This window comes from Bacteroides sp. K03 (assembly GCF_019734355.1).
Classification (GTDB): Bacteria; Bacteroidota; Bacteroidia; order Bacteroidales; family Bacteroidaceae; genus Bacteroides; species Bacteroides nordii.
Genome location: NZ_JAASHC010000006.1, coordinates 140,187 through 158,673, shown reverse-complemented (window position 1 = coordinate 158,673; position 18,487 = coordinate 140,187). Strand labels below are relative to the sequence as shown.

Annotated in this window: 20 protein-coding genes; 11 read left to right on the top strand and 9 right to left on the bottom strand. The window is 40.6% G+C overall.

Features of this window, described 5'->3' with window-relative positions; genetic code table 11:
* The first annotated feature begins 102 nt into the window (after nucleotides 1–102).
* On the top strand, nucleotides 103–1,347 hold the full coding sequence (locus HCG69_RS06975) for an ABC transporter permease (RefSeq protein ID WP_221649450.1): 1,245 nt from the start codon (nucleotides 103–105) through the stop codon (nucleotides 1,345–1,347).
* Nucleotides 1,348–1,631: 284 nt separating this feature from the next.
* On the opposite strand, the gene HCG69_RS06970 is transcribed toward HCG69_RS06975, so the two are convergent.
* From HCG69_RS06970 to HCG69_RS06955, 4 genes are all read right to left on the bottom strand, one after another.
* Nucleotides 1,632–2,564, bottom strand: a complete 933-nt coding sequence (locus HCG69_RS06970) for an endonuclease/exonuclease/phosphatase family protein (protein ID WP_221649449.1) — start codon at nucleotides 2,562–2,564, stop codon at nucleotides 1,632–1,634.
* 29 nt (nucleotides 2,565–2,593) lie between these two features.
* Nucleotides 2,594–3,766 (bottom strand): glycosyltransferase, encoded by a 1,173-nt coding sequence (locus tag HCG69_RS06965; protein WP_221649448.1) that lies wholly within the window; start codon nucleotides 3,764–3,766, stop codon nucleotides 2,594–2,596.
* Nucleotides 3,767–3,836: 70 nt separating this feature from the next.
* Nucleotides 3,837–4,847 carry an AI-2E family transporter gene (locus HCG69_RS06960; RefSeq protein ID WP_221649447.1) on the bottom strand — a complete coding sequence of 337 codons (1,011 nt, stop codon included), beginning with the start codon at nucleotides 4,845–4,847 and terminating at the stop codon, nucleotides 3,837–3,839.
* A 154-nt stretch (nucleotides 4,848–5,001) separates the two neighbouring features.
* Nucleotides 5,002–5,901, bottom strand: a complete 900-nt coding sequence (locus HCG69_RS06955; protein WP_255585498.1) for a hypothetical protein — start codon at nucleotides 5,899–5,901, stop codon at nucleotides 5,002–5,004.
* A gap of 204 nt (nucleotides 5,902–6,105) precedes the next feature.
* On the opposite strand from HCG69_RS06955, the gene HCG69_RS06950 reads away from it, so the two are divergent.
* From HCG69_RS06950 to HCG69_RS06920, 8 genes are all read left to right on the top strand, one after another.
* Nucleotides 6,106–6,456: a carboxypeptidase-like regulatory domain-containing protein gene (locus tag HCG69_RS06950; RefSeq protein ID WP_221649446.1), complete on the top strand. Its 351-nt coding sequence runs from the start codon at nucleotides 6,106–6,108 to the stop codon at nucleotides 6,454–6,456.
* Nucleotides 6,457–6,485: 29 nt separating this feature from the next.
* Nucleotides 6,486–7,181 carry a sensor histidine kinase gene (locus tag HCG69_RS06945; RefSeq protein WP_221649445.1) on the top strand — a complete coding sequence of 232 codons (696 nt, stop codon included), beginning with the start codon at nucleotides 6,486–6,488 and terminating at the stop codon, nucleotides 7,179–7,181.
* Complete coding sequence (locus HCG69_RS06940) at nucleotides 7,166–8,077, top strand: sensor histidine kinase (protein ID WP_221649444.1); 912 nt, start codon at nucleotides 7,166–7,168, stop codon at nucleotides 8,075–8,077. The genes HCG69_RS06945 and HCG69_RS06940 overlap by 16 nt, the downstream gene beginning before the upstream one ends.
* A complete protein-coding gene (locus HCG69_RS06935) occupies nucleotides 8,074–8,793 on the top strand; it encodes a LytTR family DNA-binding domain-containing protein (protein WP_221649443.1) in 720 nt (239 codons plus the stop codon). The genes HCG69_RS06940 and HCG69_RS06935 overlap by 4 nt, the downstream gene beginning before the upstream one ends.
* A 126-nt stretch (nucleotides 8,794–8,919) precedes the next feature.
* Nucleotides 8,920–9,084 carry a hypothetical protein gene (locus HCG69_RS06930; RefSeq protein WP_221649442.1) on the top strand — a complete coding sequence of 55 codons (165 nt, stop codon included), beginning with the start codon at nucleotides 8,920–8,922 and terminating at the stop codon, nucleotides 9,082–9,084.
* Nucleotides 9,085–9,403: 319 nt separating this feature from the next.
* A complete protein-coding gene (locus HCG69_RS20635) occupies nucleotides 9,404–9,538 on the top strand; it encodes a hypothetical protein (protein ID WP_255585496.1) in 135 nt (44 codons plus the stop codon).
* Entirely contained in the window at nucleotides 9,538–10,569 is a 1,032-nt protein-coding gene (locus HCG69_RS06925) for a pesticidal protein Cry7Aa (RefSeq protein ID WP_221649441.1), read from the top strand. Before HCG69_RS20635 ends, HCG69_RS06925 begins: the two co-directional genes overlap by 1 nt.
* Nucleotides 10,566–12,755, top strand: coding sequence for a glycosyltransferase (locus HCG69_RS06920; protein ID WP_221649440.1), 2,190 nt, complete (start codon nucleotides 10,566–10,568; stop codon nucleotides 12,753–12,755). The genes HCG69_RS06925 and HCG69_RS06920 overlap by 4 nt, the downstream gene beginning before the upstream one ends.
* Nucleotides 12,756–12,868: 113 nt before the next feature.
* Here the strand turns inward: HCG69_RS06920 and trxA are convergent, their stop codons facing one another.
* Nucleotides 12,869–13,351: a thioredoxin gene (gene trxA / locus HCG69_RS06915; protein WP_221649439.1), complete on the bottom strand. Its 483-nt coding sequence runs from the start codon at nucleotides 13,349–13,351 to the stop codon at nucleotides 12,869–12,871.
* 266 nt (nucleotides 13,352–13,617) lie between these two features.
* Nucleotides 13,618–14,793: a clostripain-related cysteine peptidase gene (locus tag HCG69_RS06910; RefSeq protein WP_221649438.1), complete on the bottom strand. Its 1,176-nt coding sequence runs from the start codon at nucleotides 14,791–14,793 to the stop codon at nucleotides 13,618–13,620.
* 165 nt (nucleotides 14,794–14,958) lie between these two features.
* On the opposite strand from HCG69_RS06910, the gene HCG69_RS06905 reads away from it, so the two are divergent.
* Entirely contained in the window at nucleotides 14,959–15,531 is a 573-nt protein-coding gene (locus tag HCG69_RS06905; RefSeq protein WP_221649437.1) for a sugar O-acetyltransferase, read from the top strand.
* A 58-nt stretch (nucleotides 15,532–15,589) separates the two neighbouring features.
* Nucleotides 15,590–16,219, top strand: a complete 630-nt coding sequence (locus HCG69_RS06900) for a DUF1349 domain-containing protein (RefSeq protein ID WP_370634131.1) — start codon at nucleotides 15,590–15,592, stop codon at nucleotides 16,217–16,219.
* A gap of 200 nt (nucleotides 16,220–16,419) precedes the next feature.
* Here HCG69_RS06900 and bioD read toward each other — a convergent pair whose 3' ends face one another.
* The 3 genes from bioD to HCG69_RS06885 are packed head-to-tail and all read right to left on the bottom strand — an operon-like array spanning nucleotide 16,420 to nucleotide 18,481.
* Nucleotides 16,420–17,073, bottom strand: a complete 654-nt coding sequence (gene bioD, locus HCG69_RS06895) for a dethiobiotin synthase (protein ID WP_221649435.1) — start codon at nucleotides 17,071–17,073, stop codon at nucleotides 16,420–16,422.
* On the bottom strand, nucleotides 17,070–17,825 hold the full coding sequence (bioC, locus tag HCG69_RS06890; RefSeq protein WP_221649434.1) for a malonyl-ACP O-methyltransferase BioC: 756 nt from the start codon (nucleotides 17,823–17,825) through the stop codon (nucleotides 17,070–17,072). The genes bioD and bioC overlap by 4 nt, the downstream gene beginning before the upstream one ends.
* Before the next feature lie 2 nt (nucleotides 17,826–17,827).
* A complete protein-coding gene (locus tag HCG69_RS06885) occupies nucleotides 17,828–18,481 on the bottom strand; it encodes a DUF452 family protein (RefSeq protein WP_221649433.1) in 654 nt (217 codons plus the stop codon).
* Nucleotides 18,482–18,487 lie beyond the last annotated feature (6 nt).

Here is an 18,487-nt window from a genome sequence, read left to right as displayed (position 1 = left end):
TTAGTGATAAGTGATCAGTACCATGCGGATTATAATATAATCACTTATCACTACTCATTAACTTACTAATCACTTATCACTAACTTACTAATCACTTTTTCTATGTCTTTATCCCTTTTCATCGCCCGTCGCCTTTATCGTGATACCGATGGCGGAAAGCAAGTTTCACGTCCGGCTGTTCTCATCGCTATGGTGGGGATTGCTATTGGTTTGGCGGTGATGATTATTACGGTGGCAGTGGTCATTGGTTTTAAGGGAGAGGTTCGTAATAAGGTTACCGGTTTCGGATCGCATATTCAGATCAGTAATTTTGATGCTGTCCGTTCCTTTGAAACACATCCTATTGTGGTGAGTGATAGTATGATGGCTGCGCTTTCTGCTTATCCGGATGTGAAGCATGTGCAACGTTACTCTACAAAGCCGGGAATGATTAAGACGGATGATGCTTTTCAGGGAATGGTTCTGAAAGGAGTGGGACCTGAGTTTGATGCTTCTTTTTTTCGTAGTAACCTGGTTGAGGGGGAGATTCCTGCATTTAGTGATTCGGTTGCAACCAACCAGGTTGTCATATCTAAAGCACTTTCTGATAAGTTGAAGTTGAAACTGGGTGATAAGATATATACTTATTATATACAGGATAATGTTCGTGTTCGGCCGTTGACTATCAAAGGGATTTATCAGACCAATTTTTCTGAGTATGATAATCTGTTTCTATTGACGGATTTGTACACAGTGAATCGTCTGAACAATTGGAAATCGGAACAGGTAAGTGGTGCAGAGTTGCAGGTCAATGATTATGACAGGTTGGAAAGCATTACTTATGAAGTGGCAGAGAGTACGGATAACCGCGCTGATAAATATGGGGGCGTTTACTTTGTACAGAATATAGAGCAGCTTAATCCTCAGATATTTGAATGGCTTGGATTACTTGATCTCAACGTGTGGGTAATTCTTATTTTAATGGTAGGTGTAGCCGGGTTTACTATGATTTCCGGTTTACTGATTATTATCATTGAACGTACCAATATGATTGGTATCCTGAAGGCTTTAGGAGCCAATAATTTCACCATTCGTAAGGTTTTTCTTTGGTTCTCTGTCTTTCTGATTGGTAAAGGAATGATTTGGGGAAATGCTATTGGATTGCTGTTTTGTGTATTGCAATCCCAGTTCCATATCTTGAAACTCGATCCGGAAAGTTATTATGTAGATTCTGTTCCCGTCTCTTTTAATATCGGATTATTTCTGTTGATTAATATGGGTACGTTGTTTGCCTCTGTATTGATGCTGTTAGGTCCTTCTTATCTGATTACAAAGATTAATCCTGCGAGTTCAATGCGATATGAATAATGATGAATACGGGTTTACCACAGAGTAACACAGAGTTCCACAGAGTGCTATTATCCGGATAAAACGCAGATTAAAGTGCTGATATTCTCTCTTTTATAGGGACATTTACTGAATATCCCTGCTTAAAGATACAAAAAAGGCAACTAACTCGCAATGAATTAGTTGCCTTTAATTTTCTTATTTTAGGAATATCCCTTTATATTTGCGAAAATCTGCGTTAATCTGCGTTTCAATAGCTCTGCATCCATCGCCTGTCGCACCTTCCCGTGCGGGAAGCACAAGCACTAATACATCAGTTCCACTTTTACCGGGAAGTGATCAGAGGGTGTGTGTGCCTCGTAGCTTTCAATAGAAATCTCTTCCGGACAATCCTTTGCATTGGCTTTTTCTATTCCTGTAGCTTTTGCGCTTCTATAAGTATCTGTCAGTACCCCGTATTTTTTTACTTTGAACAGCGGAGATATAAAAACATGATCTATCCGGCTTTCCGTGAAGTTATTCGGGTCAAAGCTGTTGAATGTTCCATTGGTAGCGTAGCGGAAGTCTGCTGTTTCATAAGAGTCAACAAGTACTCCCTTTTCGGTTAATGCTTTGTAAGAACTGTGTGTCTGATCTACATTAAAATCTCCTGTGAGGATAGCAGGGAGATTAGCTCCCAGTTCTTTCATCTTCTCTTGTACGAGGAAGGCACTTTCTACACGGGCTTTTTTACCAATGTGATCCATATGGAGGTTAAAGAACAGAAATTCGAATCCGGAATCTTTGCATTTAAAATGTCCCCAACTACAGATGCGAGGTAATACGGCATCCCAACCTATACTTGCTGTATCGGGTGTTTCCGACAGCCAGAAATCTCCTTTCTTGAGAAGATCAAATTTATCTGTACGGTAGAAAATAGCAGAATGTTCTCCTGCCTCTTTGCCATCGTTACGGCCTACACCAATGTAGGTATAACCGGGTAATGCCGCTTTCAGATCTTCCAATTGGCGAATGTATCCTTCCTGTGTTCCAAAGATATCGAAGTCGTGGTATTGTATGAGTTTGGCAATAACCGGATAGCGCGTTCCCCAACCGTTTCCGGCAATAGAGTCGCCTTCATTAGCATAACGAAGGTTATAAGATGCTGCTGTAAATGCTCCGTGTTCAATCGGTTTTTGACTTTGGCAACTGAGTAAACCTATGAGCAGGACGGCTAAAATTAAAAGATTCTTTTTCATAATAATGTATTTAAAGTAGGTTTGTTGTGTTATCTTCTCATGAAGTCTCCTTTCCCCCGATAGAAACGATAGAGTTTGAATTTGAGAGTCTGAAGGGGTTGTAACAGGTCAAATACAGGAAGAGAAAAATAATAGCGTCGGTTGTCTCCTTGTTCTGTCGCTGTCTTATTGATCACAATGGCTTGTGTAATATAACGTATTAACCATATAAATAGAGCAATACCGGTTACTAACCAATGGAGATGCAGTATTCCGAATATAATACCAGCTATACAAACTATATAAAACAACAGGCGTGAGAAGGTTTCAAAACCAAGAAAGTAGCGCTGGACACCTTTAAAATAACGTGCAGTAGCCATATAGCTCACTTTCTCCTCTTTCCAGTCTTTGTATCTTTCTACGGGTTGCATCCGTATTACAGCATTACTATTTGTTTCTACCCGTGTATTATCAGGAGTCGCAATCTGGTTAATGAACAAGTCGTCTTCGCCTCGTTGCAGATTCAGGTGGGTAGAGTATCCTTTTTCTTTGAAAAACATCTCTTTCCGGTATGCCAGATTACGTCCCAGTCCCATATATGGTTTTCCGGCAAGAGCAAATCCCAGATAACGCAGTGATGTAAATAAAGCATCGAATGATATGCGTTTATGCAACCATCCCTTGCCACGTTCGTATCCGCTGTATCCCAATACAATCTGGGTATGAGGGGTAAAATTGCGTGCCATTAGTCGTAACCATTGGTTACTTGTAGGTTGACAGTTGGCTTCGGTGAATACCAGCCAATCGTATTTACTCGCTTTGATACCTAGTGTTAATGCCAGCTTTTTACGACTGATATACCGGGCACTTTCCGGAGTGAAACTATGATATAGATGTTGATATTTCTCTTCAAAGGCAGAGAGTACTTCTTCGCTTTCATCCGTAGAACCGTCGTTGATGACAATCACTTCAAATTGTGGGTAGTCTTGTTCAAGAATGGCAGGCAGAAACTGGCGTAGATTAGACGATTCATTGCGTGCACAGATAATGACCGATAGAGGAGGAAGCTCTTTGGTAAAGTGCAGTTCGTTTTTTTTATCTGCGATATTTCGTGTATGTATCCGGTTATAGATGCCCAGATAATAGAATAACTGAATCACGAGAAGAATTCCGGCTGCTGATAGTAGAATCAGTTCGAAAGTATTGAATGTAAATGCTTCCATTGATTTTTATGTCGTTTTGGTCTTGCAAAAGTACGCAATTTTTCGGGAGATTCACTGTTTTACCATTCGGTTATTTTCGTCCATCCAGATATTCCCGCTTGAACATATCAACAAAGAGGAAAAATAAGGATAAAAGTAAAGGACCGAAGATGACTCCCATGAATCCAAATAGAGAGAGGCCAATGACTACTCCGAAAATAGTAATGAGCGGATGGATGTCTGCCATTCGTTTTTGCAGGATGAAACGTATCAGGTTATCAAGCTGCGAAACAATAATGCCTCCGTAGGCTACCAGTCCGATGGCATTGAACCAATCACCTGTAACTGCCATATATACAGCTACAGGAAACCATACCAGAGCCGTGCCTACCATTGGGATAACTGTGGCAAAACAGGTTAAGAAACCAAGTAACAAGGCATCGGGAGCTCCGAAAATGAAATAACCAATCATAGCCACTCCTCCTTGTATGATTGCAAGAAGTGGAATTCCAATGGCATTGGAGCGTACAATCATATTAATTTCATGTATCACATGTTTCGTATTTGTGGCATTGAATGGAAGAATATCGTTGATATAGGCTTCCATTCTGCTGCCACCTATCAACATGAAATATAGTACGAATACCAGTACGAACAGATTGATGGCAAAACTACTGATGCCCCCCATTACAGCTTGCCCGATGCGGGGAAGAGCCGAAACAATAAACGACACAGTATCACTGCCCAATACATCATAACCTGTTTTGGCTTTGATAATACCTGCCATCTCTTCAATGGGAGCAATGATAGATTGTGGGTCCAGATTGAAATTCTGCAATTTGTTGACTATGAGCCACACGGTAAGTGAAATAGGGACCAGAAAACATAAAATAGCTTCGGCAGTGATCAGCAGAGCCGAAATGCTTCGTTTTATCTTTCGTATTTCAGTGAGGTGCATCATCTGTTTTCTAACAAGAATATAGATAGTCAATGCTCCCAGAAGACCACCCAGGAAAGGAGTGATCTGTTTGAACAGGATGATTCCTAATCCAATAATAATAGCGATAAGTGAAAATTTCCAATATTGCTCTTTTGTACTCATAGTTTAATGTTTTATCATAAATATAAACGCAAAATGAGCTATAAAGGTTTGAGATTATGGAGGTTCTATGACGAATATTGTTTTTCCCGGCTGGTTTGTGGTAATAAAATAGGGAGATACTAACCATCTGTCATTTATAGATATGGGGAAGATATCAATCCATATCTGCTTTTACCCAATCTTCTATCATTGTGGGAAGCGGACCATAAGGTTGTACGCTTTCTGTTCGTAAAGGTTTCATTGTACCAAAATCTACTTTGTAGTTTTTACCTTCGGGGGTTACATAATAGACATTGTCTTTTTCTCTTTCATTAAAGGGAATATAAAACATACTTTCTTCCTCTTTAGAAACAGGATACCAGCCGGTGACAAACGGTCTGTTTTTTATATTCAGCGGATAAGTTATATAGTTGAAAAGATAGCAATAGGTATCGAAATCAATATCGTAAGGAAAGCTTAGTACATGCGCTTTGTTAGTGAATTTTTGTATCTTGATAATAGCTCTGTCCTTTTCTTTATTATACATGGCGCAGAAATCTTTTACTAATGTTTCAATTTCGTTGCTATCCACCTTCTCTACTAATATTATTTTGTTATTGGATACTTTATTCTGTGTGAGTATACAGTTTCTTCGTGTTCTTTCTGTTTGTCTTTTTTGTTTCCTTAGTCTCATTTTGTATAAGTCCCAGTACAGAAAGAGGATAAATGCGGCTATTGATGTAAAATATGCTATGGCTGCATGAGAATATTGTGTCTCTGCAAACATAAGCATACAGATTGCCATTCCCAATGAGCCTACAGGTAATCCGATGTTGTCATTCTTTTCCGAGTTACGGTACAATTCTTTGAAGTGAGGACAGTAAATCCATAAGAAGCTGATGAGTGCACTGATCCCAAATAAAATGAGAGTCCCATATTGTTTCGATAAACTTGAGGGAATTTCCAATCCACTCATTCTGAACAGAGTTACCAGAATGATCCAGCTGCCTGTCATTAACGTGTTGACACGTATGAATGGCAATACATATTGCTTTAATGTATTTAGTTTTTCCATATATACTGTTTGGCTTGTCTTGTGGGTAAAGTTAAATATTTTTGTTCTATATCCAATTGATAAAAGAAAAAATATTCATATATGTTGATTCTAATGTCTCTTGACATTCTCTCCTTGTCTACAAAATAACACTGTATGTCTCATTTCCGAAGATCAGTTTTTATCTTGCTTTACCTTCGCAGCAGAATTAAAAAAACAAAAAGAATGAATAAGACAGAATTACTGGCGGCTATGTCCACACAGTCTGATATGAATGTAGACGATTGTAGCCGGATGTTGAAATCTTTAAAAAAGGTTGTAAGTGATGAATTATCACAGAAACTTCGACGGAGTGGCAGCTGGATTTTATTAGGAATAGCTTTATTGGTGTCTGTTTGTGTGTTTGGTCAGGAGAAGGCAATGCGGGCTCCTGTACAGATCATCCGTGGAATAGTTATTGATGGTGCATCCCGTCATCCCATTCCTTATGCTACGGTTCAATTGACAGATAAACCGGAGATGGGTACTGTAAGTGATTTCAAGAATACATTGTTTATTCTTTTTGGCCACAAATAAAAGCGTCACAACCCTTTTTTACTGTAATCATGTTGATAGATTATATTTCTGCACTCTTGATGACTACACTTTGTATGGTAGGAGGTTCTATGACTGTTTTATTGAAACTATGGATAGTTAATAATCAGCGTATTGCACAGTTGGAGAAAGCACATGTTTTATCAGAGGTAGAACAACTGAAAGAACAAGTCAGCCCCTCACTTTTATTTAAAATATTAAACCGTTCGGGGCATCTGGCTCTTACTGATCCGATCAAAGCTTCAAAGATGTTAATGAAACTTAGCCAATTACTACGTTATCAGCTGTATGATTGCAGTAGAGAAAAGGTGCTGCTTGGAAGTGAAATAAGTTTTCTCACTAATTATCTGACGTTGGAACAATTAAGTTCGGAGCGGTTTGAGTATAGCCTCTCTTCGGATGGAGATGTGAATTGTACCTTTGTTCTTCCTTTGCTTTTCATTCCTTTTGTGCAATATGCGGTAGAGCAGATGTGTGAACAGGGCATTTCATTTATATCTGTACATATCCGTCTGAAGGCTGATGTCGACGATATTATATTTGTCTGTTCCTGTCCGGGCATTGATTTCTTTGTAGGTGACGAACGAGGATTAGAGCGAATCAGACAAAGGCTTGATCTCCAATACGGGCAGTATTATGATCTGCAATTAGAAAAGGAAAATATTCATCTGGAGTTGAGAGGAGGTGAGGTATGGAGAAGAAAATAGATGATGGGGTTGTTTCCGATTTCTTGTTAGGTCCTCGTTGTAGGCTTTACCGGCATCTGCTACTACAGCTTGTGGTTTTACTGATAACCGTAAATGTACTTTGGTACGAACCTTTGCAGTCTCTTACGATCCTGCATCGTTTATTGGGATGGGTTATTTATTGGGCTACAATCGATTTTGTAATTTATACTAACATATATTGGCTGGTTCCCCGATTTTTGCAAAAGAATCGCTTAGGACTTTATTTGCTCACGGTCCTGGGAGTGATTTTTCTTGCTATACTTATCACGGTTGTTTATCAGGATATACTATATGCTTCTGCGATGCCCAGTCAGTATCCCGGTAGTTTTGCTATGTTCGTCAATGCTTTTTCCGGAATTCTCACAATTGGTTTTATTACTGCCGGTACGGCTGCTATTATGCTATTTCGGCATTGGATACTTTTTAAATTGGAGGATTTATTGCGTTATCAGATGAATGATAGCTCTCGTGAGAATGTTTCTCTTAGCTCTGATATTCGTTTTTTGAATGATTATCTGAATCTTGAAAAGATACGTCGTGACAAGTTTGAGTATACCCTTATCCAAGAGGGAGACATCGATTCTGTCTGGCTTCCGCCTTTATTGTTTATTCCTTTTGTAGAAAATGCAGTGAAGCACAATTCAGACAGTGAGAATCCTTCTTATGTTCATGTTTCTTTTAAAGTTTGTGACGCGCATCTGGAGTTTCAGTGTGAAAACTCAAAGCCGGTTATAGTGAAAGAGAAAGGTAGGGTAGGAGGTATCGGACTTGCAAATATCCGTCGCCGATTGACTTTGTTATATCCCGGGCATTATCTTTTAGAGAGAAAAGAAACCAAAGAAAACTATACTGTAATTTTATATTTGGATTTATGAATTGTATTATTGTAGATAATGAACCACTGGCGCGAGAGGCGATGGAATTGCTGATTGCAGATACCGGCGTACTCAATCTTATGGGAACTTTCAACAGCGCGGTGTCTGCTTCCCGTTTCATGGAAGAGTATTCGGTTGATCTTATCTTTCTGGATATTCAGATGCCCGGTATTACCGGTATTGAGTTTGCCCGTACCATCTCCAGGAAGACACTTGTTATTTTCACTACTGCTTATACAGAATATGCCCTTGATAGTTATGAGGTAGATGCTGTTGATTATCTTGTCAAACCCATTGAACCGGAACGCTTTAGAAAAGCTGTTGACAAAGCCGTTTCCTATCACTTACTTTTATTGAAAGAAGAAAAAGAGGCTATTGAAACCATTAAAGCTGCTGAATACTTCTTTGTCAAGGCAGACCGCCGTTACTTTAAAGTGAACTTTGCTGATATTCTTTTTATTGAAGGGCTAAAAGACTATGTAATTCTACAACTTGACGACCAGCGTATTATTACCCGCATGACTCTGAAAGCAGTTTTCGACCTTTTACCGGAAAACACTTTTATTCGGGTAAATAAGTCTTATATAGTTAATACCCGGCATATTGATTCTTTTGATAATAACGATATCTTTATTAAATCCAACGAGATAGCTATCGGTAATAGTTACCGTGATGCTTTTTTTGAAGAGTTTGTATTACGAAAGAGAATCAGATAAGTTTGTTTGTATATTGTTTCTTTGAAAAGGTGATACGTTTAGACGATATTGGATAATAAAATAACTAAATTAGAACATATAAGCAGGTAAAGTATCATAATTTTGTCAGAACAAAAATAGTATACTATGAAGAATAAGTTTTTGATAAGTTCTTTACTGTTGTCTTCAATAGGAGGTAGTACAGTTGCCGGCACTGTTCCGGACAAGGAACATCCTAATATTATTGAAAGTAAGAGCTTTGGAAAAGAAGTGGAACCGATGGGCAGAACAACAACACGTTTTTCCTTTTGAATACCGTCCTTGGGGAGAACGTATTAAATACTATAAAACATTGAATCCTGATCAAAGCGGGAAATAACATTAGGGTCTATAGATGGAATTATTTTTTTTGAAGTGCATCTTTTGCAGAGAGATGTATTGGTACTGAGCACCCCATTGTTATGTATTCACATTCTTCCATGATTAATTCAGCCAACGAATGTTATAAAAGAACAATAATCAACACATTATGGTATTTACTGTTTTAATCACCGTATCTTGCAGGATATGAAGAATAGACTCCCGCCTATTTTATCCCGCCTCAGTATAAACTATTCTAAAAAAATGAATCATGAAAGGTAAAGAAAGAAAAAAAGAAGCCAAGAAAGAGAAGTCAGACAAAGCAGGCTCAAAAGTTCTGACTGAGTATCAGAGAGAGAAACAAAGTAAGAGTGAAAGCAAAACGTTCGTAATGCCCAAAACTTAATGGTAAAAATCAAAAGGGAAGGCGTAATACTTGAAACGACTTCTCTTGAGTTTGAAAATGAAAGTGTGATGAATCCGGCAGTAATTGCCGAAGGAAATACGGTACATATGTTCTATCGTGCCGTGAGAGAGGGTAATCATTCCACCATTGGTTACTGTCGTCTTGAGGGCCCCTTGAAGGTGGTAGAAAGGAATACAGTTCCATTGCTGGTGCCTGAGTTTCCGTATGAATGTCAGGGGGTGGAAGATCCCCGTATCGTACAGATTGAAGACATTTATTATTTAACCTATACAGCTTATGACGGTTTCAGTGCTGTAGGTGCTTGGGCTGTCTCTTCTGACCTAAAACATTTTGAGAAAAAAGGAGTTCTCACTTCTCAGATTACGTATCCTCGTTTTAAGGAGTTACTTCGTTCGCAACCGGCTGTTATAGCCAAGTATTATCGTTCCTATAACAAACGGGAAGCCGTAAATGACAAAGGGAAACCTTTGTATCTAATGGATAAAAATCTGGTGTTTTTCCCCCGTAAGATAAACGGGAAGTTTTATTTTATGCACCGGATCCGTCCCGACATCCAGTTTGTAGCTGTAGAGCAATTGGAAGAACTTACTGTAGCCTTCTGGAAACAATACTTCTTGAATTTTGCATCTCATATATTGCTGGCTCCTCTCTATGAGCATGAGTCAAGTTATATTGGTGCAGGATGTCCTCCCATAGAAACACCTGTCGGCTGGCTGCTGATATACCACAGTGTATATGATACTCCTGCCGGATATGTGTACTCTGCTTGTGCTGCCTTGCTGGATATAAACGATCCGTCCGTTGAACTGGCACGCTTGCCGTATCCTTTATTTTCTCCTACAATCGGATATGAACTTTCCGGTGTAGTCAGCCGGGTGTGTTTCCCTACGGGTTCAGCTTCGTTTGGCGATACACTTTATATCTACTATGGAGCGGCTGATAAACAAGTGGCTTGTGTGTCGGTACAACTGACTGAGTTATTGAATGAGTTAATAAGTCAAATTAAATGAAAAAGATAATATGCATAACTACTTATCCTCCTCGTGAATGTGGTATTGCTACTTTTGCACAAGACCTGATTCGGAATATAATGACTAAATTTGGTGATTCTTATTCTATAAAAGTGTGTGCGGTAGAATCCGATACAGAAAAGCATGTTTATTCAAAAGAGGTGGAATATACGTTGGATACATCAGACGCTGCTGCCTTTGGTGCACTTGCTGTACAACTGAATACAGAGCGGGAAGTGGAGATGATACTTGTACAACATGAGTTCGGACTGTTTCATGAGAATAGAATGGCCTTCCTGCAATTGTTGGAACAATTGTGTAAACCGGTAGTTTTAATTTTCCATACGGTGCTATCCCATCCTTCTTCTGGGTTGTACGCCTATATAGGGCGTATGGCGGTTGCCTGTGATTCTCTTGTGGTGATGACGTATACTTCTTATAGTATTCTTGAAAGAGAATACCATGTTCCTACCGGGAAGCTGACAGTTATCCCCCATGGTACTCATTTGGTTTCACTTCGCGATAAGAAGAAATTAAAGGAAATATATTATGTTTCCGGTAGGAGGATACTCTCTACCTTTGGTCTGCTGAGTGCCGGAAAGAGTGTTGAAACTACGCTGAAAGCCCTGCCGGAGATTGTGAAAAAGAATCCCACTGTATTGTTTCTCATCATAGGGAAAACACATCCTATGGTGCTTAAGGCAGAAGGAGAGGCATATCGTGAAATGCTTAAAGCGCAGGTTGCCAATCTGGAACTGGAAGAGTATGTCCGGTTTGTCAATTGCTATCTTGAGCTTCCGGTACTATTGGAATATCTGCAACTTACTGATATTTATCTCTTCACCTCCAGCGATCCTTGCCAGGCGGTAAGCGGCACTTTTGTTTATGCACTGAGTTGCGGATGCCCTATTGTGGCTACGCCTATACCGCACGCACTGGAATTGTTGAGTGATGAATCCGGTGTCATCTTCGATTTCAAAGATTCTGCTCAACTGGCCATTGCGGTTAATCGTTTGCTTGCCGATGAGGTATCGCGTTCGGAGATGCAGATTGCCGGCTTGCAAAAAACAGCCGGTACTGCCTGGGAAAACTCAGCCATTGCCTATGCTTTATTATTTCGTACTATCGGTGAAAAAGAGAGAGAACCTCTTGTCTACTCTTTGCCGCCGATTAATATTCGTCATATATTGCGGATGACCCGTCAGTGGGGAATTGTACAATTTGCAAAGGGAAACCGTCCCGATTTAAAAACGGGTTATACACTGGACGACAATGCGCGTGCGTTGATTGCACTGTGCCAGATTGTCGCTTCCGGGATAAACGGATCTTGTACTCGGTATATTAAAACTTATCTTGAACTTATCTGCTACTGCCAGCAACCGGATGGTTCTTTTCTGAATTATATAGATAAGAATCATACCTTCACAAATCAGAATAAAGTGGTAGGACTTGAAGATTCCAATGGCCGGGGTATTTGGGCACTGGGATACTTTATTTTTTATGGCAGGCTTTTTCCGGACTCTTGGGTAGAAGAAGCTCGGGTAGTGCTTCAAAATACTTTTCAGCAGATCAGATGGATGAAGTCTCCCCGTAGCATAGCTTTTGCACTCAAAGGTTTGTATTATTATAACCTGATGTACCCCTCTGATGAGGTACAAGAACTGATCCGGTTATCGGCAGATAAGCTGGCTCGGTGTTACCGGTTGACGGCAAAGGGCAAATGGAACTGGTTTGAGACTTACCTCACTTATGATAACAGTATTCTGCCCGAGGCGATGTTACTGGCTTATCTGGCAACGGAAGACGACACATATAAGACGATAGCACGAAAGTCGTTCGATTTTTTATTGGAGAAACTATTTCCTGAAGATCATATCCGGGTAGTTTCCAACCAGGGCTGGATGCATAAGGAAAAGGAATGCCATAAATATGGTGAACAGCCGGTGGATGTGGCAGGGTGTGTCATTGCATTATCTGTTTTTTATCGGGTATTTCCGGAAGAAGAATACCTAATTAGACAGCGAATTGCCTTTAATTGGTTTTTGGGGCACAATCAACTGCATCAGATAGTTTACAATCCTGCTACAGGAGGCTGTTATGACGGGTTGGAAGAGAATAATGTTAACTTGAATCAGGGAGCCGAATCTACTACTTGCTATCTCATGGCAAGGATGTCTTTGGAGTGAGGAGTAATGCTCTGTTACCATATATATGGTGCCTCATTATAATATATTTTAACGAGGCACTATATATGGGCATTTTTATTTACAGATGATTATTTCTATATAGCTTCCATTTTTTATTTCTTTTCTAATAGAAACTCGTCTACTATTTTAATCAGCTGATCTTTGGGCATTGCTCCTTGTAAAATTTTCGGTTCTCCTTTTACTGGGATCATTAATAAGGTGGGGATACTTTGGATACCGAATGTTCCGGCAAGTTCAGACTCTTTATCCACATCTATTTTATATACATCTATTTTCCCGGCATAGTCTTTACTTATATTATCCAAAATGGGTGCCATTGCTTTACAAGGACCACACCATGTCGTGTAAAAATCGATGATCGCAGGACGATTGCCTTCAAATTTCCACTCATTGGGATTGGCTTCGTAATTATATACTTTTTTTAAAAAGTCTGCTTTAGTTAATGCTATTACTTCCATATTGCTTTGTTCTTTTTGAAAATTAGCACTTTTATTGTCTTTATTGCCTGCACAGGCTGTTGCTATAAAAGTCAGTGTGAGGGCAAAAATTGCAGTTAAGGTTTTAATTGATTTCATATACTTCCTTTTTTATTGTTTTTACTGTTGCAAAGATAGTGCTGTCAAACATATATATAAATGACAATTTAGCTGAAATGTTTGGCGATTTTTCCCTTTTAACGCTCTTCATAAAAACTTTTCTCAAGAATTATCCTGTTATTTTACTTCCACCAGACTCTTGTAGGATATTTCATCAGAATTGAGTAATAGTTTTAAAAGCATACGTAAACGTTTTGAGGTGGGGATTATAAACGCTTATAAACTATTTATGTATATAAAAAAGACTAATGAGTCGCTTTGTACCACGCAGTCTGATATTTTTCAGTGGCATAAGGGTTAGTACTTGGATCTGAGATTGTTGCACCGGAGAATGTATTGATTTTAATCTTTCCCTTGTTCATGGTGTAATAATAATCGGTATGCCTTTTATAGGGGATAGTGCGTTCCAGTTGTTCTTCAAATCGTGCCAATAGGCCGGCGTCTGTACAGAGTTTTGCTACATAGTCCCCACAGTCGAAAAAGAGGGTGGGGGTATACCCGTCCATTGTCTGTATGGTATATAATGAAGAGGAAGGAAGAGTATATTGGTTATTTATCTCTTTCATTGTAACAGCTAAATTTTCCAACTCGGAACATACCGTTACTCCGATTGTCCCGCAAGGCATTTCTTCGTAGTTCTTATAGAACTCGTAAAATGCATCACATATACTTTCATAATCGACTTTACCCAACAGATGCGGACCAATCTCAGCATAAGGCATACCGTAAGCCATAATCTCACAAGGGGAAGCAATCAGATAGTCGGTAACTTCTTTCAGATCATAGGCAACTTCTACAGAAGCCATGTAACAGTCATCAAAGAGAATATACTCCATTTTTATTCCGGCATTTGCAATCCCTTCTGCAAGAGTGGTGGTGTTAGTCTGATATTCAGGACTTAATCCACCGAAATAGCGTGTCATAGGTACGCCTTCATATTCCCAGTGTTTCTTTTGGCCTATACTTCGCGCCTGTGTGGTTGGTACAGGAATCCATCCCATTCCGTGACAACCGATTGTCATGGCATAGCGGTTGGCAGGAGCGAGGGTTTTAACATCATTCAGAATGGAAGTAATACCCGTGGCCGTAGTGAAAGCGGGGTTATGATAAATTTTCAGGGGTTTGCGTATGCATTTGCCATTATCATATGCCAACTCAAAGAGTACTGCTTCAGTGGGCGAAGTACAGAAGAATACTACAACCCTTTCGTTCTTGAGTATGTTTCGTTGTACTACACTCTCAAAGTCCGATATATTGGTTTCGAAGTAAGATTTAAGATTGCTGGACCATGGAAGATACATGAGTACGGTCTGATCCGTTTTGACAGGCCAATCCTCCTGTTCGCATGATGTAAATGCCAAGGGAATGATTAACAGTATAAGGAGCAAAAAACGTTTCATTACTTTCAGTGGGCAGGTCATTATCTTCTTCTTTTTATAACAATACATTTGTCTTTCAGATACAAACGTAAGAAATATTTCTCTAATAAGGAAAATATAGGGAGGGAATGTGGGTTACTATTCTATTTATTCATTTATATTTGCTGTTCCTATACAAGTTTCCCACAAATCACGAAGTATAAAGAAATGAAAACAGATAAAGAAAAAATGCTGGCAGGTGAACCCTATCTGGCTTTCTGTGACGAGTTGGTAGAAGATCGTGCCCGGGCAAAAGACGTTTTGTTTGAATACAACAATTTGCGTCCGTCGGACATGGAAAGACGTACTGAAATACTGAAGCAATTCTTGGGTGCAACCGGAAAGCAATTGCTGGTCGAACAACCCTTCCGTTGCGATTATGGCTATAATATTCGTGTCGGCGAGAATTTTTATGCCAATATGGGATGTACGATATTAGATGAGGCTTTGGTGACCTTTGGAGATAATGTACTGTTGGCTCCTAATGTGAGTATTTATACGGCAGGACATGCTGTAAATGTGACACGGCGCATAGCCGGTTGGGAGTATGCCTGTCCGGTAGCAATAGGGCATAATGTGTGGATTGGTGGTAATGTAGTGATACTTCCGGGAGTTTCGATTGGTGATAATAGCATAATAGGTGCCGGAAGTGTGGTGACAAAGAACATTCCTGCCAATGTTGTTGCTGTGGGAAATCCCTGTAAAGTGATTCGGGAACTTACCGAAGACGAACGGAAATAAAATACTTTAGATAAAACGGAATATGAAGAAACATTTTTTACTTGCAGCTGGTCTGTTTATGACATTTGCTGTGCAATATCAAACAATTATGGCACAAAGTCTTGAAAAGATGAATTGGTTTAATGAACCTGATAAATGGGAGATACGGGATGCACGTACTTTCTCAATGATAGTCCCTCCGAAAACGGATTATTGGAGAATATCCCATTATGGTTTTACAGTAGATGATGCACCTTTTTACTATGCTCTTTACGGTGGGGAGTTTGAAGCGAAAGTTAAAATAACGGGAAACTATGTGACTACTTTTGACCAAATGGGACTGATGATTCGTGTGGATCATGAGAACTGGATAAAAGCAGGTGTGGAGTATGTGAATGGTAAACAGAATGTAAGTGCTGTGGTGACACATAAAACAAGTGACTGGAGTGTGGTAGAGTTGGATAAAACTCCTCGTTCTATCTGGATAAAAGCTGTCAGAAAGCTGGATGCCGTAGAAATATTCTTCTCATTGGATGATAAGAAGTATACGATGATGCGTACCTGTTGGCTGCAGGATAACTGCCCGGTAATGGTGGGATTAATGGGAGCATGTCCTGATGGTACGGGATTTGAAGCTATCTTTGAAGATTTTCAGGTGAAACAATTGCCTGATACACGTCGGTTGGAATGGGCAAAGAAGCAAAAGTAAAACTTTAATAGACTCCACTGCAGAGTAGCACGGAGCAACTGAGCTAATATTGTGCTGTGTTTTCATCGGCACACAGGATGAAACGGATAATGCGGATGACGGCGGATCGAATCTTATTTTTCACTGATTATCAGTAAATAGAATAAAAAGATCCGTTGTCATCCGTATTGTCCGTTTCGTCCGTTGCCATAGAAGATATTTTATTTCCGGAGCTTTATTTCCGGCACAAGTATAAACCGGGTGTCCGGGAAGTATCTCTCCATATACTTTCTGATAAAGCTTTGCGTATCCTCTTGTATTGTTTTATCTTCTACTGTGGGATACAGATTATACATCACAGTATCAAGATGGATCCCCCGGTTACGTATGGCTTCAAAGCTGAGTAATGTGTGGTTGATGCTTCCCAACTTGCCGGAGGTTACAAAAATGAGCGGGTAACCCTTTTGGGCTACATAGTCGATAGTCAGCAACTCTTCGGTCAACGGCACCATCAGTCCGCCGGCACCTTCGAGCAGAACGATGTCATAACGGCGGCTGAGTTCGGCGGTGGCTTGTTCCATCTTGTTGAAGTTTATGGGGCGCTTGTCCAATTGCGAGGCAAGATGCGGCGAAGCCGGATAGGAGAAAATCTCCGGCATAGTGAGTCCTTCACGATCTTCTTCGGTGTGAGGAATTCCCATGATACGGCGGTGCAGGTCAATATCTTCGGAATAACCTACATTGCCGGTCTGAATAAATTTCTGGGTAATAGTACGCTTTCCGTTCTTATTGAGTTCGCGGGCCAGGAAACCGGTGGCATAGCTCTTTCCGGCATCAGTGTCAATGCCGGATACAAAAAATACATTCTGTTTCATTGTTTCTTCTTTTTTGCGATGATATAAATAGGGTGATAAGTAAGTGTCACGGAGCGGTTGTTACCGGATTGACGGGGATAGTCCTCGCAGAAGCGGTTTAGTTCGCGCCGTGTCCAATGGTGTTTACCGATACCCGTAACTCCTGTTTCTTTCAGATGATAGAGCACTTGCAGCGGAGTGGTAAAGGTACGGGGGACTACCTCTTCTTCTGCATAAATGATATCGTACATAGGAGCGAGCGAAGCCTTCAGGTCGTGGAGCGAACGGTAGGTAAGTCCGTGACCGGTGACACTGCGTATCTCTTCCATGTTCTTTTGCCCGAAAGTGGTGAAAGCGAAATACCCGTTTCTACTCAGATAGTTCGTGCAACGGTGAAAAAAGTGTTCCGGGTTTTCAAACCATTGAAGGGTAGAACAGGAGGTGATAAGTTCCGTATCTTCGGGAAATGCGAGTGTTTCGGCATCTCCGGCAAGGAAAGCTACGCCCTGATTGAGCAGGTCTTCACAGCAGGTCTGCATGTCGTGGCAGATATCATTCAGGAGAAGCTGTTTCGGTTGCAGGGTATGATAGAGCAGCCGGGAGTAATTACCTGTGCCGCAACCAAATTCTACCACTTTCCCCAACGGGGTCGGAGGGAGATATTGCTGTAAGAGGTGAATCATTTTTTCGGCTATCTGTTGCTGTATATTTGCTTCCCGCGTATAAGTACCGATTGCTTTAGAGAAACGTTCGGCTATCAGATTCTTGTCCATATTCATTTCAGGTATTGCGTAAAGAGTGATTCGTCATAATGAGCTTCGTTACCATGGAGGATGGAAGCGGAAGTCTCTTCCCAGACAGTATGTTGATTGGCGGGCGGGAAGATACGGTCGTTTTCACCGATGATGGCTTTCTTCCAGGAGAAACCGGCAGGAGAAAGTGCCCGATATTGCCGGGCGATGGCGGCGAGTTCCTCTTTCAGGTCTTCTGCTGACCGTTGGGGGGCAATGTGGCGGAAGCTGTCAAAAGCACTTCCATTGGCGCACATCCGGCGCTGGAATTTCCGAAGGGATGCTTCGTTCAACCCCTCTAATGTTCCTTTGAAAATGGCAGGAGGAATACCCCGTTTCTCGTCGATAGGGAAGGGGGTGCCGTTGATCGCGACACAGCTGTTGACGGGAAGTGCAATGCGTGAGAGTACTTGTGAGGCCGCCCAGACCCCCATAGACCATGCCACAACGTCGATATGGGAGTAACGGGCTGTCGGGGAAGTGTCGAAATCGAGTGTATGATAATCGTAGCAAATCATAAAATCGCTTTCACGGGGTGTATATTGTATGAAAGGGCGTTCATCCATTCCCCAGCCTGCGAAGAACAGGAGAAGGCGATCTCGTTTCTGATTTGTTGACGTATGGATATATTGGTTCATAGGTAG

What these genes read in the sequence shown, in the direction of transcription:
- HCG69_RS06975 (WP_221649450.1), top strand. Translation starts at nt 103, where the DNA reads ATGTCTTTATCCCTTTTCATCGCCCGTCGCCTTTATCGTGATACCGAT.
- HCG69_RS06970 (WP_221649449.1), bottom strand. Translation starts at nt 2,564, where the DNA reads ATGAAAAAGAATCTTTTAATTTTAGCCGTCCTGCTCATAGGTTTACTC.
- HCG69_RS06965 (WP_221649448.1), bottom strand. Translation starts at nt 3,766, where the DNA reads ATGGAAGCATTTACATTCAATACTTTCGAACTGATTCTACTATCAGCA.
- HCG69_RS06960 (WP_221649447.1), bottom strand. Translation starts at nt 4,847, where the DNA reads ATGAGTACAAAAGAGCAATATTGGAAATTTTCACTTATCGCTATTATT.
- HCG69_RS06955 (WP_255585498.1), bottom strand. Translation starts at nt 5,901, where the DNA reads ATGGAAAAACTAAATACATTAAAGCAATATGTATTGCCATTCATACGT.
- HCG69_RS06950 (WP_221649446.1), top strand. Translation starts at nt 6,106, where the DNA reads ATGAATAAGACAGAATTACTGGCGGCTATGTCCACACAGTCTGATATG.
- HCG69_RS06945 (WP_221649445.1), top strand. Translation starts at nt 6,486, where the DNA reads ATGTTGATAGATTATATTTCTGCACTCTTGATGACTACACTTTGTATG.
- HCG69_RS06940 (WP_221649444.1), top strand. Translation starts at nt 7,166, where the DNA reads ATGGAGAAGAAAATAGATGATGGGGTTGTTTCCGATTTCTTGTTAGGT.
- HCG69_RS06935 (WP_221649443.1), top strand. Translation starts at nt 8,074, where the DNA reads ATGAATTGTATTATTGTAGATAATGAACCACTGGCGCGAGAGGCGATG.
- HCG69_RS06930 (WP_221649442.1), top strand. Translation starts at nt 8,920, where the DNA reads ATGAAGAATAAGTTTTTGATAAGTTCTTTACTGTTGTCTTCAATAGGA.
- HCG69_RS20635 (WP_255585496.1), top strand. Translation starts at nt 9,404, where the DNA reads ATGAAAGGTAAAGAAAGAAAAAAAGAAGCCAAGAAAGAGAAGTCAGAC.
- HCG69_RS06925 (WP_221649441.1), top strand. Translation starts at nt 9,538, where the DNA reads ATGGTAAAAATCAAAAGGGAAGGCGTAATACTTGAAACGACTTCTCTT.
- HCG69_RS06920 (WP_221649440.1), top strand. Translation starts at nt 10,566, where the DNA reads ATGAAAAAGATAATATGCATAACTACTTATCCTCCTCGTGAATGTGGT.
- trxA (WP_221649439.1), bottom strand. Translation starts at nt 13,351, where the DNA reads ATGAAATCAATTAAAACCTTAACTGCAATTTTTGCCCTCACACTGACT.
- HCG69_RS06910 (WP_221649438.1), bottom strand. Translation starts at nt 14,793, where the DNA reads ATGACCTGCCCACTGAAAGTAATGAAACGTTTTTTGCTCCTTATACTG.
- HCG69_RS06905 (WP_221649437.1), top strand. Translation starts at nt 14,959, where the DNA reads ATGAAAACAGATAAAGAAAAAATGCTGGCAGGTGAACCCTATCTGGCT.
- HCG69_RS06900 (WP_370634131.1), top strand. Translation starts at nt 15,590, where the DNA reads ATGACATTTGCTGTGCAATATCAAACAATTATGGCACAAAGTCTTGAA.
- bioD (WP_221649435.1), bottom strand. Translation starts at nt 17,073, where the DNA reads ATGAAACAGAATGTATTTTTTGTATCCGGCATTGACACTGATGCCGGA.
- bioC (WP_221649434.1), bottom strand. Translation starts at nt 17,825, where the DNA reads ATGGACAAGAATCTGATAGCCGAACGTTTCTCTAAAGCAATCGGTACT.
- HCG69_RS06885 (WP_221649433.1), bottom strand. Translation starts at nt 18,481, where the DNA reads ATGAACCAATATATCCATACGTCAACAAATCAGAAACGAGATCGCCTT.